The organism is Bacteroides reticulotermitis JCM 10512 (assembly GCF_000517545.1).
GTDB classification, from domain to species: Bacteria; Bacteroidota; Bacteroidia; order Bacteroidales; family Bacteroidaceae; genus Bacteroides; species Bacteroides reticulotermitis.
The window spans coordinates 117,654-134,583 of the sequence record NZ_BAIV01000011.1; the positions used below are offsets into that span (position 1 = coordinate 117,654).

General features: G+C 45.8%; 4 protein-coding genes and 4 pseudogenes. All 8 read right to left on the reverse strand.

What is annotated here, in order from left to right; genetic code table 11:
• Positions 1-6 precede the first annotated feature (6 nt).
• Complete coding sequence (locus tag JCM10512_RS08595) at positions 7-1,899, reverse strand: RagB/SusD family nutrient uptake outer membrane protein (RefSeq protein WP_044162228.1); 1,893 nt, start codon at positions 1,897-1,899, stop codon at positions 7-9.
• A gap of 17 nt (positions 1,900-1,916) precedes the next feature.
• A pseudogene (locus JCM10512_RS08600) lies at positions 1,917-5,020 on the reverse strand (SusC/RagA family TonB-linked outer membrane protein).
• Between the two features lie 108 nt (positions 5,021-5,128).
• Complete coding sequence (locus tag JCM10512_RS08605) at positions 5,129-5,314, reverse strand: hypothetical protein (RefSeq protein WP_148298328.1); 186 nt, start codon at positions 5,312-5,314, stop codon at positions 5,129-5,131.
• A 325-nt stretch (positions 5,315-5,639) separates the two neighbouring features.
• Positions 5,640-9,672: pseudogene (locus tag JCM10512_RS08610) on the reverse strand (two-component regulator propeller domain-containing protein).
• 255 nt (positions 9,673-9,927) lie between these two features.
• Positions 9,928-10,820, reverse strand: a pseudogene (locus JCM10512_RS08615) (glycoside hydrolase family 43 protein).
• A gap of 94 nt (positions 10,821-10,914) precedes the next feature.
• Positions 10,915-12,951, reverse strand: a complete 2,037-nt coding sequence (locus JCM10512_RS08620; protein ID WP_044162231.1) for a hypothetical protein — start codon at positions 12,949-12,951, stop codon at positions 10,915-10,917.
• Positions 12,952-13,257: 306 nt separating this feature from the next.
• Positions 13,258-15,324 carry an acetate--CoA ligase family protein gene (locus JCM10512_RS08625; RefSeq protein ID WP_044162233.1) on the reverse strand — a complete coding sequence of 689 codons (2,067 nt, stop codon included), beginning with the start codon at positions 15,322-15,324 and terminating at the stop codon, positions 13,258-13,260.
• A 193-nt stretch (positions 15,325-15,517) separates the two neighbouring features.
• Positions 15,518-16,920, reverse strand: a pseudogene (locus JCM10512_RS08630) (sulfatase family protein).
• Positions 16,921-16,930 lie beyond the last annotated feature (10 nt).

Sequence of the window (16,930 nt, forward strand, 5' to 3'; positions counted from 1 at the left end):
TTTTAATTAATTCCAGAAAGGCGCCTGAACCAAATTCGGATTTTTGTTAATCTCATCGATATAGATCGGGAACCAATACATCGCTTTCTTCCATACGCGTGTCTGGAACACCGTCCGTTTATAAAACTCCGCGTTGTTCGTTCCACCGAAGTTCATGCCATAATCATCACCGGTCATTTCGGGAAGACTTTCCGCAATTTTCCAACGGCGGATATCCGACCATCGCGTTCCTTCGCAACAGAGTTCAACACGACGCTCCATACGAACTGCCGCACGCACTGACGCCTGATCATCGTTCACATGAATGTATTTGGCATCATTTGCCGGTACCGCACTCAATGTATATTGTCGAACTCCCGCACGCTCACGTACTTTATTGATGTATTTCAATGCCTCTTCGCGAGATGCATTGTCGTCATGGGCTTCGTTGATCGCCTCCGCATAGTCTAAGTACGAGGCAGACAAACGATACAGGAACACCTGACGCCATTTATAACTCTTATTCTTCGGATTATCCTGTGGATAGATCTTCTTACGAACCAAATAGCCATTTTGAGGTGCGTCATGCGTATAGTCATTGTCTTTCTGGTTCTTAAAGAACGCGAATTTACGACCGGCCAACGCATACCAGGAACCGTTATAACTAACCGCGGTATAAAAACGAGGTTCGCGATTGCAATACATATTATACGTGCTGGCAGCGGTGACTTCGCCTTTCTGTCCTGTTCCGCCAACCCACGCTGTTACCCGGGTCTCTTTCTGCGTTGAGAAACCTTCTTCTACATAGCCCGAATTATCATCCTGTATCGGAAGCCCGTTCTTCATGAAGAAAGCATCCACCAACCCTTGATATACACCCAAACCATTTCCGCCGCCGTACTCTTTGGTTACTACCTTATTGGTATAAAACTGATAGCTAGAATAAGCGTCTTCCTTTGTAAAGGGAAACAGAATCTCTTTATTGCCGTCCTGAAACTTGGTGAACCAGAGATTCTCCAGCGAGGTGAACGGATCGATCTCTCCTTCGTCATTGTACTCTACATACAGACGATAGCCGGCCCGTTCAGCCTCATCAAGCAGTAATTTGCAAGCCTCAGCAGCTTTCACCCATTTCAGCTGGCTATAGGTGGAATTAAACAGCTCTTCGCCTTCCTTATTCTTATGCCCGATGTACCAATCATTTCCATTGACCAACGGACTGGCGGCAAACAATAACATCTTGGCACGGACGGTGAGACACATGACGGAAGTTATGCGACCGTACTTCTCTACACTCTGCCATACAGGGGCCAACTGCTTGGAAGCCTCCAACATCTCGTTATCCAAGTGGCTGATTATTTCATCAAAGGGTCTTTGTCCGACCATTAAGTCCGAGAGCGTAAAGTCTGTCGGGGCAATGTAGTTCGGTCTGAACGGAATAGGGCCGTATGTTTCCACCAATTGCCACCAATAGTATGCGGCAAGGAAACGTGCTTCAGCTTTCATATAGTCCACTTCCTTCTGAGGAAGGTCGGCGTCGGGCAATGCATGCACACGTTCGATGAAGATGTAAGCCTGACGTATTTTGCGCGGCAGGTCATCCCAGAAGCTTCCCGCCCATTGCGTATTGGGCGTCCATTCGCCGGTAATTTTAGTAATATTGGGCCAGTCCCACTGCTGCCAACGCTTGGAAGGGGTCAAATCGTCCGCGAAGACTTCCCAACCATACTTATTCAACCAGTCGTTACCCGGATTCGGTATGCGGCTGTACACATTGGCCAGCCAAGACTCTACTTTCTCCTTATTCTCAAAAACCATGTTTATATCAATCTCCGTATCCGGTTCTTTGTCAAGATAGGTACAAGACCCTAACGGTGCCAGCCCGATTAAACTGGCTACTATATATTTTCTTAATTTCATTATCGTCATTTATTAAGTTAAAAATTCAGGTCAACTCCAAACATGACTGTACGCATGGCAGGATAGCGCAGACCGGTATTGGTGTTCAATTCCGGGTCCCACAACTTAAATGGAGAGATGCAGAACAAATTATTGCCACTCACATAGAACCGGATTGATTTCGAATGTATCTTCTCGGTAACTGCTTTCGGCAAAGTATATCCCAGTTCCAAGGTTTTCAAACGCATAAAGCGCATATCCTTTTTCCACCAGGTGGAGTTGCGGTAGTTCTGGCGATTGGGTTCCTCGGATAATCTAGGCCAGAATACATTCTGAGACGGATTCTGCTCCGTCCACCGATCGTTGTAGTTGGCATAGACGTTGCCTTGCAAAGTCTGTCCGCTACCCGGAATAAAATAGGTCGTGTTACCGATTAACCGATGGGTGTCTCCGGTTCCCTGAAAGAAGAAGTTCAAGTCCCAGTTTTTATAACTCACATTACCTCCAAAACCATACACAATGCGCGGGTCTACCGTTCCGCCAATAAAGCCCTCGTCTGCATCCGAGATAACACCGTCGCCATTCATGTCGACATACTTGATATCTCCCGGACGCACTGTCGAGCTCCGACGTCTTGCGTCGGTATGCCGAACTTCAAATTGCCGCTTGCATCGAAATCATCTTCGGTGAACAGTCTCTCCGCTTGCAACCCATAGAGGGTGTTCAATGAGCGTCCCGTCAACCCCTTGTAAGTACCTTTCACTGTTTCGGGCTCGTCATACTCGTCCACTCGGTTGATCGCATAGGTAAAGGTCGAACGGAAACCAACAAACCAATCCTTATTTATTTGTTTGTTGTAGTTCAAAGAGACTTCCGTCCCCCGGTTGGTCACTGCCCCAAAGTTTGCCCAAGGATTAGTCAGGAATCCGGTTTGCGAAGGAATGATTTTACGCTGCATAAAGATGTCGGTCCGCTTTTCTCTAAAAAGGTCTACCTGCAACTCCAGCTCATTCCACAACCCCAATTCGAATCCGATATTCATTTTCAGCGCAGTTTCCCAAGTCAGGTTATCGATCCCGACTTCTCCTTCAGAAATACCTGTGCGTCCGATCTGTCCGGTATCACCCCAGTTGTATTTGCCGGCATTCGTATTCAACGTTGTCATATAAGCAAAACGCCGACCGCCAATATCATCATTTCCTACTTTCCCTACGGAACCTCTCAACTTCAGTTTGCTTAACGTGTTTCGGGTTGACTCCATAAACGGCTCCTCAGAGAGCAACCACCCCACAGCAACCGACGGGAAGAAACCAAAACGCTTTCCTTTGGCAAAGTTCTCCGATCCGTTATAACCAAAATTGACTTCCGCTACATACCGGCTGTCGAATGTATAAGAGAGCCGACCGGCAATACCTTGTTTCCGATAAGGCTGCACGCTACCGTTATCAAAACTTTGCTGGTTGTATAAGAACAACGCGTCCAGATCATGCTTACCGAACGTGCGCGCATAGGTCAAAGTTCCTTCAAAGTAAACCCTCGAATTACCATACTCACCTTTATTGCCATGCCCCAAAGATTCATCTCCATATTTCAGTACCGAATGAATCAGATTACCTTCGATATCACGACCGGTAGCGATGCTATGGTAAGTTGCCTCTTTGGCTCTGGTGATCGAGCTTTGATTCCAACGGTCGAAAGAGAAGGTCACCTTGGCTTTCAATCCCGGAGTTATCATTTTCAGATTCTGCTCAATAGCGAATAGAGACTGGATCTGTGAAGCTGTAACCATGTCATATCCACGTTGCGTCACAGCGGCCCAGGGGTTAACACCAGTAAGATACATGATCGGGATCGTTCCGTCGGAGTAGCGAGCAGGGTGTACAAAAGGAGAAGTCATAAAGGCCCTGTTAAAAGCGTCATCGGTACTAAACGACTGCTTACGGTGTGTTTGCAGGAATCCTCCGACATTTAAACGCAGTACGGTCGTTTTGGTCACATCCAAATCGACGTTGGCACGCATATTATAACGAGTCAGCTTGGTTCCTGTATCGTAAGGCAAGGTCTTGTCCGTTTCCATGATTCCTTTCTCACCAAAATAGGAACCGACCAATGAGTAGCGAAGGAAATCGGAACCTCCCGATACCGTCAGGTTGGCACGGGTTGAGTATGCATAGTCTTTCGTTATATCATCGAGCCAGTTGACACTGGGATATAAATCCGGATCATAGCCGTTACGAGTTCTGTCGATCTGCTCCTGACTATAAGGCAAACGTGTTCTATCTTTTGTTATCTCATTTATCAATGTCATGTGGTCGGCTGCGCCAATGAATTCGGGAAGCTTCGTCGGTTCTGCGATGGAGTGTTCCACCCGGATATTCACAGAGGGAGCTCCTATTTTACCGCGTTTTGTGTTGATAATAATGACGCCGTTAGCACCTCGTACCCCATACATGGCACTTGCTGAAGCATCTTTCAAGACAGAGAACGATTCGATTTCCGCCGGGTCGATGTGATTTAAATCGCGTTCGATACCATCGACCAACACAAGTGGAGTCTGCCCGCCTGAGAAAGAAGCAATGCCCCGAATCCAGAAATTGGAAGAATCGTATCCCGGTTCTCCGGAACGCTGCACCGCTATAACTCCGGCAATCTGTCCGGCCAGGTTGTTGGATAACGAACGTGTGGAGCCGACTTGTAGCTTTTTAGGCTGCAAGGTTTCAATGGAGCCAATTACCGAAAGCTTCTTTTGACTACCGTAACCCGTTACCACAACTTCGTCGAGGGCTTCTACATCTTCTTCAAGAATAATATCAAAATTGATCTTGCTACCCACTTTCAGCTGCTGGGTTTTAAATCCGATGTAGGAGACATCGATTACCGAGTTCTTGTCCGGCACATTCAAATAGAAGTGCCCATCTAAATCGGTAATAACTCCGCTGGAAGTTCTTTCACCCGCTACGCGAACATTTACACCAGGAAGTGGATTCCTGTTCTTGTCAATCACCGTACCACTGATACGGATTTCTTTTACTTGCTCGGGCATAGGTGCTGTTCCATTCATTGCATTAGCAGGTAGTATCGAATATACTTCTAACCCACAGCACAATAAGCACCCGACAAATAGTATTTTTTTCAAACCCATAATATTAAAGTTTTAAAGTCTCAAATGATTTGTATCTCTCCCGGTTGAGAAGGAGAAGTTCTAAGCTATTCTTTGGAGAATAAAAGGGTATAGACCGATAATCCGAGTCTATACAAGGGACACTCGTTGATCTGTATAGTCAGTCTCAAACGCCCAGAACTCCCGATTGGGGACGAACGAAAGGCGGTTGTTACCGTCGGTAAACACGGTACGACAATACAACCAACGCATAAGGTTCTTTGAACAGATTGCCGACATTAAAGCCTGCGAACATAAAAAATCTTTCATTTTCATAACATATGATTTAAGGTTCATCAGTACTTCCTCTTTCACAGAAAACACCGATGATGGTTAGACACTAGAAATAGAAACAGCCTGCGTCCTAAGTTCATGAGAACCCGGTTCAGAACATAAAGGGAGAATAATGGTTTTTCTTTTTTTCATAATATGGTTCATCAAGTTTGAATAGTGAATTATCACAGTTAATAGGACAAAAGTACACGAGGAATAGTCTGAGGCTATAACAAATGCCCCAATAAATAGAAGAAGAGTCCCAGACAGTAAAAAAACCGCTACTTTGGTCAGTCTTGTCACAGATTTGCATAAGAATCGTCTCCCCTCAGCCAACAAAGTCTTTAGGCAATACGCCGAATTGTTTTTGGAAGCATTTGGAAAAGTAAGACGGAGAATTGAATCCGACCATATAGCAAACTTCCGTGACCCGATTGTCTCCCTCTTGCAACAGTTGAGCCGCCCTTTTCAAACGTTCCAAACGCAGATACTCATTCGGGCTCAAGTCAAGTACCCCTTTAATCTTCCGGTAGAAGTTCGAACGGCTCATATTCAGACCGTCCACCATATCATCCATGCTGAACTCCGGGTTCTCAAGATTTACCTGAATCACCTCATTCAGCTTTTTGATAAACTCCTCATCGGCTTTGGTTAGTGCGATCGTATTGGCGGCTACAAAAGGTGACTGCGCAAAAGCCTGGCGTAGCTTCTCCCGATTCTGGATAAGGTTTGAGACACAGGCATGAAGGTACTCCACCGAGAAAGGCTTCTCGATATAAGCATCCGCTCCCAACTCCAACCCTTCTATTTTGGACTGGATATTCGTTCGGGCCGTTAACAGAATGACCGGAATATGGCTGTAATTCAGATCCGACTTGATGGTCTTACACAGTTCAAAGCCGTCCATCACCGGCATAACTACATCACTGACGACCAAGCTGACATAGTTGCCGTCCAACAATTCGAGTGCTTCGCGGCCATTGCCGGCGGTTAGTACGGCATAACTCTCCGCCAACTGACGAGCAACAAACGACAACATCTCCAGATTATCTTCCACGACTAAAACCAACGGCCGGTCACCCGCTTCATCCGGCTTTCCGGCTTGTTGTTCGGCGCCGACTTCCGCACCTTGTTCTCTATCCACACCTATCACCTCTTCAGAAATAAGCTTAATCGTAGTATCCTGAATAACGGGCAGCGTCAAATAGAAACAGTTCTCCACTTCGCCCTCCAGCATGACTAAACTTCCCTAATGCAGTTCGGCCAACGAACGGGAAAGAGCCAAACCAATGCCTGTACCGGTAGTTAACCGCGCATCCTCTTTCTCATTGAAGCGGACGAATGGTTTGAATATCTCTTCTTTCATATCATCCGGTATAACCACCCCGTCATTCACCGTACGCAGGTGGAAGGTTTGAAGCACTTCGCTATCATCGACTTCTAAAGAGACATGCACGTAAGAATCGGAGTACTTCACTGCATTATTCAATAAGTTACTGATGATCTTGGTGAGCGTTTCCCGGTTAACGTGCGCATAGAAATCCTGCTCGGGTAGTTGTAGGGTGAAATCCAGTCCTCTTTGTTTGGCAAGCGAAGTGAAACGCAGGTGAGTTTCTTTCAATATCTCCGTTATATTACATTTGGCAAAGTTCAGCCGATATCCCTGACTTTCCGTCTTACGGAAGTCAAGCAACTGATTGGTCAGGTTCAACAACCGTTCCGTATTTTGCTTCATCACATTCAGGTCTTCATGTGTTTCCGCATCTACCTGCTTCTTTAATATGATATTTTCCAACGGGCCCTTGATCAGTGTCAGCGGCGTACGTATCTCATGGGCTACATTGGTAAAGAAGTCTATTTTCGCATGATACACCTCGCGCTCCTTCTCCTGCTCGAATTTCTCCATTTGCCTGTGGTGCTTCCTGTTACTGCGCTTCTTAAAGTATATACCTATATATAAGGAGCAACTCACAATCAGCAAAGCGTATACACAATATGCCCAAACCGTCAGATAGAAAGGAGGCAGGATATGTACCTTCAACGCCACTTCGTCTTCACTCCACACGCCGTCGCTGTTGGATACTTTCACTCGAAAGGTGTAATCACCGTACCGCAGGTTGGAGTAAGTAACAACAGGACTCTCACCTATTGTCAGCCAGTTCGTATCAAAGCCATCGAGCTTATACATAATCCGGCTCGTTTTCGGTGTTTGAAAGTCCAGTGCCGCCACACGGAAAGAGAAAGAATTCTGTTTGGACGTGAGGACAAGTTGATCGGAAAAGGTAATGCTCTTCTCCAACGGTGAACCCGGCTCGCCGGCATGCACCTCTTTGCCAAACAATAGGAAATCAGTAATTGCTACAGACGGAAGATACTTGTTTTCCGTAAACGTTGCGGGATTAAAAGCGATAAAGCCGTCGATACTACCCAGATAGATGGTTCCATCTTCTGCTCTGAAGCTCGAACGATAATTAAACTGGTCACTCAGCAGACCGTTGGAGTTGGTATAGACTTTCATCGCTCCGGTAGTGGGTTGGAAGCACACTAGCCCGTTGTTTGTTGTCAACCACAAAGCCCCGTCTGCGTCTTCTACAATCTGATAGACGACATCATTCGGTAAGCCATCAGCCAAGCTATAGTTGGTAAACGTTTCGGTATCCGAATGGAAACGACAGAAGCCACCTCCCTGAGTCGTCAACCAGATCTGCCGATGCGAATCTTCGAATATACTTAATACCTTATCGTAGGGGAGACTATTCGGGTTGTTCGCATCGCGTAAATAGTTCTTCCACTTCTTCTCGTTCACATCATAGCAATAAGCACCATTGGCATAGGTCGCCAACCACAGGTTGCCCCCGGAATCCTCCTTGATATCGTAGACAAACCGACCGCTTAACTCGGGGATTCGATCAAAGTCGTCCGATTGTTTATTATAGCGCAGCAGACCGAATAAAGTCCCCAGATAGATATCTCCGGTCGTTGTTTGGCAAATAGAATAAACGCCATCGCCTAGCAAGGAGCGGGGGGAGTCGGTCTTTTGATAACTCTTCACAACAGCGCCTGTATGCGTATCGATCACTTTCACCCCTTTGGAGAAAGTCCCTACCCAAAGCTTGTCGTCAACCAAACACAATCCGTGTACATTGGTAAAGGCGCTACTGGGTACAAAAAAGGAGAAAGTCTTTGTCTTCGGATTGAAGCGGTTCAAGCTCCATCTTCTGTACCAATCCACAAAATCCCCTGATGATCTTGGCAAAACTCACGTACCCGCCTACCGTGCAGCCCGGTATCCGCACCTTTGGGGTAGTATTTTTCGAAATAGGTGTAAAAATGGGGGTAGTAATTCACACCACCAAAATAGGAGCCGATCCAAATGCCTCCTTCCCGATCCTTACACAACGAATAGATCGCATTATCGGACAAGGAGTAGGATCAGTGATTGAGCTGCGCAAATGAACATACTTGCCCATTCGGAGGCTATAAATATAAAGCCCCGACTCTGCCCCGATCCACAGTTCATTGTCAGAAGCAACCAACAGTTCACGGCAATAAACAGACTCTCCCCGCTCATCGACCGAAAGCAGATCATGCAGTTTGTTTGAAGTCAGGTTCAACTCTTTCGCACCTCCTCTCAGAGAGCCTATATAGAGACAGTTGTATGCTCCTTTCACAATGCGCATCACCACGTCATTCGCATAAGTCGCTTGACGATCTACCGGAGAAAGGTACGGATGGAGAGTTTGCAAACGGTCCTTTGAATAGAAAAGTCCGTCACCGTAGCAGCCAATCCACAACGTCCCGCTGTTGTCGAATACGAGCGTTTGCACATTGGTAGAAATGAAAGGAAAGTTCTTCAATGTGTAATTATGAAGCTTGCCGCTCTCCGGATTATAACAAAACAACCCCTGAGAGTCGGCCGCAATCCAGACACAACCTTGACTGTCTCCGGAAATAACGGTTATGGTATGCTCGATCTTGGTCTTTTCCACACTCAACTCTGCGAAGTGCCGGAAAGAGTCTTTTTGCGGATCATAAATATAAAGTCCCACATCCGTGCCCACCCAGATATTTCCCTTCGCATCTTCATAAAGTGCCGTGATAAAATTGTTACCAATGCTCTGCCGGGCACGGTCATCATGTTTAAATTTCCGAAAGGACAAGCCGTCGTATCTATTCAAACCATCTTTGGTTCCAAACCAAAGGAAGCCCTGTTTATCCTGAAGTATGGCGTGAACCGTGTTTTGCGATAGTCCGTTCTTCACACTCAGGTTTTTGAAATAATAGTGTTCGTCCGCCATCTGTCCATAACTGACTGCCTGATAGCAAATAAAGCAAATTAAAAGAATGAATATATTCCTCATAGCATCCGTTTTCTTGTCTTTTTCTGATTGCTCAAATGTAAGCCAAGTAAAGACGGACGACTAGAAGTTCTGTCCCAATTAATGAAAGGGCAGTCCTATTTTCCGGTCTAATATTAGGGAAATATAACAGAATAGGCTACAAAACTCATCGTTTTGCAGCCTATTGATACGATACGGCAATCGGCTTCTTCATATAGATTAGGAAGAAGAACACCTAAGGTTTAGAACATTTAGTTGTATATATTTATACTCATCCTACTTACTAACCGTAGGTTTGACAGTAGCTCCATAGATAGAGACTACGCTTGATCCGATATGGCAAACTTCTTTAGATAAGAAGTGCGAGGATGTATTTTCTCTTTGCTCCAATGCGCATGAAAAATATAACGCCAGCTACCATCTTTACATTGAAAAGGAGCACCATGCCCGGTACCAACCAACCCGGTGGCAACATCACCCTGCAAGATTGGATTCCCGCTGTACTTTGTCCAAGGCCCCATTGGCGAGTGTGACGTAGCATACCCAACACCATATCCCTTATTCTGGTAATGGTTGGCGGAATAAATCAGGTAGTATACCCCTTTCTCTTTTAATACCGACGGGCCTTCGGCTACCTTTGCCTGTAAGAGTTCCCAAGGTTCTTCCGCTTTAATGCATTCGGTCAGGGTTTCTGTTTTAATGCTCATCAAGTCAGGCGTCATTTGGGCAACCCAGATGACATTCCCACCGGTAAAACGCACGAAGTAAAGGTATGGAGTCCCATCATCATCTATAAAGAGGGAGGTATCTATGCTTTTTTCATCCCAGATAGGTTGCTTTACTTCCTGTCGAAACGGTCCTACCGGAGTGTCGGCGGTTGCCACGCAGATATGTTCTTCTGCTGAGTAGAACATATAGAATTTCTTTTTCGACTTCACATAGTAAACTTCCGGCGCCCAGAAGCCCCAGGTACCATACGAATCGGCAGCAAACAACGCTTGTCCCTCCCGTTTCCAAGTCTTCAAGTCCACAGAAGAAAAGCAGGCGAATCCTTCGCCTGCCGTCGTTCCCCCTGTTCCATACGCATAATACTTCTTATTATAAAGCATCACGTACGGATCGGCAATCGGTAAATAATCCGTTGCACCCTGTTCATTCCTGCTTGCCATTGCCTCTCCACCTTCGGGTAGGATAACGCTTCCGCTACATACGAACAGAAGGCAGAAGAGCAATAACATTCCAATCTTTTTCCTTAACATAAAATCATTTCACCAAAAAGTCCTCTGCCCGTCCCGGGGTCAATAGTTCCCATAAAGAAGCTACTGTCCATCCCGGTGCGAAAATATCATTATAATAACCCTTACCATTCTTACCGTAATCCCAGTTGGTATGTTGAACCACCTCCGGATAATAACCGACTCCTGCAATGCCGCACATATGGCCATCGTGGGGAAGTAGTTGTCGCATAGAGGTTGAGATGACCTCCGCGAAGTTTGTAAAACGGGGTTCATTGTATTCCTTCGACAACCAACGAAGTACGGAAGCAAACTCAAACACAAAGACATCGATGTGGTTGTTCTCGACCGATACGTTCCCCCAGCCACGTGTTTTGAGGCCAATATCTCCCAACATCTGCCCCGGAGCAAAAGGTACGTCCCACAAATAGTACCAGGACAAAGCAAAATAGGCTGCTTTCTTCGTCAGGTCGGCATAATGTTTATGCTCTTCCCCCTTGGTTATCAGAGAAAGATAATAGGTGGCAGTAGCTGCATAAAGAGATGCTTCTTTGTCTTCGCAATTGGCATCAAGTGTAGACGAAAAGTAATCGGCTTTCGATATCAGTTCGTTTTCTAAATACTCGGCTGTCCGCTTGGCACTAACCAGGTAACGTTTGTCCTTGAAGTATTTATAGGCCATCACTAACGGCAGCGTAGCCGAAGGAGTACTGCCACCGCTCTGGTCTACGATACTGAGGTCGTCATGGAATTTACGTGGGAAGCTACCATCGGTATTTTGCAATTGCAGGAACATATCCAGCATCTTTTTAATTCGTTGTTCCCATCCCGGATGACGACGGCCATGCTCTTTCTCGTATGCCAAGAAGTGGAACATGGCATAGATTCCTTCCGACTGACGACGAATGCTACGTACGGGGTCCTCGGTTTTTTTATCGAAGTTGATCGATTCCTTGAAAAAGCCCGCTTCTGTAAAGCCATTCTTCAAATAACTGTCGAATACCTTCGTGCTGTTTACTTTCAGGTCTTCGCGACCGTTCTGCCAACCGTATTCCCAAGCATTGAAAGCATTCAGAAGAACGCGTCCGATAAAGCCAACTTCAGCCTGTCCGTTGCGCTTATCTTCGTCGATCCGGAGGTGAATCCCCGAATTATAGGCCAACGGTTGGTTGTCCACAAAACTAGTCACAAAAAACTGACTAAGCGTCTGTTTCATGTCGTCTATAGAATAAGGTGTATTCACCGGCTTGGGAGCGTACGTATCGTAGCAATATTCCCAAGTGGTACGAATGAATTCAGAAAAGTCTTCCGCTTTGCTATCGGTCAGTTCCCAGGTTAACAACACAGTCTCACCTTTCTTCAACAACTGATACGCTTCTACCTCAGGAGCTAATGTCAGCTTGCGAATATAGCTTTTAGGAGCCTCCCGGTACGGAAAACCAAAAGAAAGCATTGCCGTACCATTCCGGTTTTCGAAGCCGGTGAACCCCAATGAGGTCTTACCGGAGAGAATGACTTCTCCCTCGCGATGGGTAGTCAAAGCATCATCGGTAAACGAGTCCAGGCGAGTTATAGTCATGGATCGCTTCTCTTTCTCACTATAAATACCGGTTAAAGGAGTGCTCAAGCGATCTTCTCGGACCAGCCAGCTATCTGAAGTATGGAATGACGGAGCTTCTTTGGGTGAGCGCAGGTTACGGCGATACCAAAAACCCGGCATATAGAACTGGCAGTCATCGTGTCGGAAACCCGTCGACAATTGCTGACTATAATTAAAGTAGATATCTTCCAAGGCGGTAATACCGACCTCAATCTGTAAGCGTCCGTCATGCTCTTTCAGTTTTTGAAAGGCAACTAAAGGAAGTTTTTCCGTTGCTTCCAACTGGTAAAACGAACGGTCGTTGGCAGATGGATGTAAGATCAAAGGATAGTGTTTTGCCTTATTCCCGAGCACTTTCAAAGATATTGAGGCAGAAGCGCGTTCGGGCAGATACTCAAAGGCCTCTACCGTTCCGATACTTACTGCTCCGATAACGATTCCGCAAAGCAAGCTTTTCAAGTTCATATAAATTAATTAATGCGAATCAGCAGCGAGTTTCCTGATTCTGTTAATACTAGAGTGTCTCTTCTTTAAGATTACCGGCAACAAAGTTAGCAAAGATCAACTGTCCGGAATATTACAAATTGACCGATAAAGGAAAGAATCTGTTCAAAAGAGCGAAGAAAAGAGAGTACTTTCCTTTGAAATAGAATAATACGGTTATCAGAAAGCAATAGATGGTGAGTATCAACCAACGACAGCTCCCCTCATCCGCCATGGATTAGAAGAGCTGTTGCTAGTGGTTATATTTATATTTTAGAATGTCTTCTCTTACTTGGCTTTCTCGATCCGAATACGTGCATCCACGGCGATAACGTCTTTATCCGTGGCCAAAAGGGGGTTAATATCCATCTCTTTGATTTCCGTGGCAAAACGAAGCAATGTAGAAAGACGAACAATGATTTCGGCAAACTTGGCTTCATTCACTCCTTTCTGTCCACGAGTGCCTTGAATAATTTTGTAAGCGCGCAACGAATGAATCATCGAGTAGGTTTCTTCATAGGAGAGCGGAGCCAGACCGGAAGAAACATCTTTCAATACTTCTACAAAGATCCCTCCGAGTCCGCAAAGAACAACGTGACCGAACTTCTCTTCATATTTAGCTCCGACAAAGAGTTCTGTTCCTTTCAACATGGGTTGCACCATGATAGCCTTCGCATCGGGAATCTGCATCATACGATCGCACTCGAGCGCCAGATGCTGCTCACTCTTGATATTCAAAACAACTCCGCCAACATCAGACTTATGCACAGGGCCAACCACTTTGGCCACCACCGGGAATTTGCACCGGCGAGCAAATGCGATTATCTCTGGTTTATCGTTAGAGACAAACTCATCTACAAGTGGTATTCCTGCTGCGTGAAGTAAAGCTTGTACAAAGTGAGGTTCTATATAGCCATCTTCCGGTATAGAATCGATGATACGACGGATGCGGGGAACATCTACTCCGAACAGTTCGATTTCGGAAGAAGCCGGTTTAGGTACATTCATGATACGAGACAAAGCAGTTCCCAACGTTACCTCATCGGAGAAGTTCACATGTCCTTTAGCAAGGAAAGCAGAGACTTCTGCTCCTGCCGTATTCACGGAAGGGAGGATTGGGAAAATCGGTTTGCGACATACTTGCATCTTTTCATGAAGAACATCATACATATCGAACATCGTTACCAAACCGGGCGTTCCGAAGATAGCCATCATCGCATCAATGTTATCAAACTTCTCTTCACAATATTCGATACAGGTACTCAGATGTTCCGGAGTTCCGGTTGCCAGAATATCAATGGGGTTACCAACAGCTGCGCCGGGGAAGAGCTGCGCTTTCAATTCTTCCGCCAATTCGCCTTCAAGCTTCGGAACACTTAGTCCGCCTTTACTCAACGCATCGGTCAACATCACTCCCGGTCCTCCGGCATGAGTGATAATGGCGAAATTCTTTCCCTTCAATTCGGGCAAAGTAAAAACACAGCCAACGGTAGTCAATTCTTCACGAGAGAAACAGCGTACGATTCCTGCCTTACGGAACAAGGCTTCTACAGCCGAATCGGAACTAGCGATGGCTCCTGTATGCGAAGAGGCCGCCCGGCTTCCACTCTCGGAACTACCAGCTTTGATCGCCGCAATCTTACACCCTTTTCGGATTAACGAAGAGGCATGGAATAAGAGTCGGTCAGGATTCTGGATACTTTCGATGTATAATAACTTGAGATGGGAGTCTTTCTCCGGGTCAAAGTTTTCATCCATAAATTGCAATACGTCTTCCACACCAATCTGCTTAGCATTTCCCACCGACCAGACTGAATTAAACTGCAACCCTTTTGTTACGGCACTCTCGAGAATGAATACGGCAGTAGCTCCGGAACTGGAAATCAGATCGACGCCTTTCGAATTCAAGTTTGGAATCGGTTGGCTAAACACACTGTGATGCCAAGTGTTCATGAGTCCGATGCAGTTGGGACCGATCAGCGAAGCCCCGTACTTATTGACCGTATCCAAAATACGTTGTTCAAGCAAGGCACCTTCGTGTGTTTCCTCGCCAAACCCCGCGGAAAGTATGATAAACGCTCGCGTCTGCTTTTTACTTGCCAAAGCTTCTACCACATCCGGACACATAGCAGCAGGGATAGCCAACACTGCCAAGTCCGTATCCGGCAGATCTTTCACATCAGCGAAAGCAGGCACCCCTTGTACATCCTTTTCTTTTGGATTTACTGCACGCAGTCCTCCTTTGTATCCTCCACTTATCAGGTTCTTCAATATAGCGCCTCCTGGCTTATGTACATTATTTGAAGCACCTACTACAACAATACTCTCAGGGCGAAGCAATTGAGTCGTTATCATACCATATATAGTTTTTCGTTGAACTTGAATGCAAATATATCCTTTCCTACGGGAAAAAGGAAAGAAGAAAGGAATAATTATGCATAAAGCCCTGACTAAATGAAATAGCAGACAGCCATTATTGAGGTAAACTCTGACTTTTTGTTCAATTATTTACCAAAACCAGTCGTTTTATCTATTTGCATACAGATATTTATTTATACGCGTTTTGGTATTGGGCTTTACTTTCTAGCCTTTTCCCGGGAACATCGTGCAGTTTTGGACGACTCGGACGTATATTATAGGTGTTCATCCACTGTTCAAGGATATTCCGATGTTCTTGTAATTCTTCGCTGCATGCATTCTCCATGGCAAGATTCCTCATTTCTCCCCTATCATTGTGCATATCAAAGAGTTGTTCCCGATACCTTCCTTTATCGTAAAGTACATATTTATAGTGCTCGCTGCGTACGACCCAGCCTCTTGTCCTACTGCCGTCGAACCGGGTTTCAGTGATAACATACTTCTGGTGTGGAGTTTGCGAAGTTCCTTGTTCGGCAACTTTACGAAAAGACACGCCTGCTGCTCCTTTCGGCATTTTGGCACCTGCCCAATCACATACGGAAGCAAAGAAATCGACGCCGTTGCCGATAAGTTGCGGTAAGACTTTGCCGGCATTCTTTTTACCAGGTAGCGTCACGATGAAAGGAATGTTAATTACTTCTTCGTATAAAGCCGATTTCTGGTTCCAACGATGCGCACCGATGCCGTCTCCATGATCACTTGAGAAAATAACGACCGTATTCTTCCAGAGGTTGTTCTTATCGATCGCATCCACAATTTTCCCTATTTCTTTATCTACCTTCTCGACCAGACGATAATAGGTATAGCGGTACATGCGCCAATCTTCAGGAGTAAAGTCAGCCGTTGGATAAACATTGTAGTTGGCGGTTCTTTCGTTCTCAATGACATCGGCATCATAAGGGTTCTTAGCAAAGTTTGCAGGCAATCCAGGGCAATCTCGCAGATCGGGTGTATCAATGTTGCCATAAGGTAAGTTCTGATGTCGGGCGTATTCGCATATATTATGCGGATTATCATAGGAAGCGACTAGGAAAAAAGGCTTTTTATGTTCCCGTGAGAGGTAATCGACACAAGCTTCCGCCAGACCGTCATCACTATGTTTATATAGATTTTCGAAACCGAATTCTTTGTCAGGGATATCAAGCAAGGGTAAATGCCATTTCCCACCATAGGCACAATCATACCCGGCATTCTTTATGAGTGTACCTAATGTTTGCGTCTTGAGCGAATCGGGTATCGGGGAACCATTAACGGATAATCCTACAGCATCCGGGTAGTGCCCTGTGAACATGGCGCCACGTGATGGACCGCTGAGCGGTGAGGTACAATAGGCGTTTTCAAACCTTATACCGGCAGCCGCTAAGCGATCAATATTCGGAGTATGAAGATCCGGATTCCCAGCGCAACTCATGCATTGGCCGTTTGCTGATCGGTAAAGATATAAATGATGTTAGGTCGCTCAATCGCGGAGGCTATCGGAGAGCATAGCAAAGAAAGGTATGCTAAATGCTTCATTGAAGTAGGTTTTATCATCTTATTTGTT

Bases quoted from the DNA above. Each gene is read 5' to 3' on its own strand.
- JCM10512_RS08595 (WP_044162228.1), bottom strand. From the start codon at position 1,899: ATGAAATTAAGAAAATATATAGTAGCCAGTTTAATCGGGCTGGCACCG.
- JCM10512_RS08605 (WP_148298328.1), bottom strand. From the start codon at position 5,314: ATGAAAATGAAAGATTTTTTATGTTCGCAGGCTTTAATGTCGGCAATC.
- JCM10512_RS08620 (WP_044162231.1), bottom strand. From the start codon at position 12,951: ATGAACTTGAAAAGCTTGCTTTGCGGAATCGTTATCGGAGCAGTAAGT.
- JCM10512_RS08625 (WP_044162233.1), bottom strand. From the start codon at position 15,324: ATGATAACGACTCAATTGCTTCGCCCTGAGAGTATTGTTGTAGTAGGT.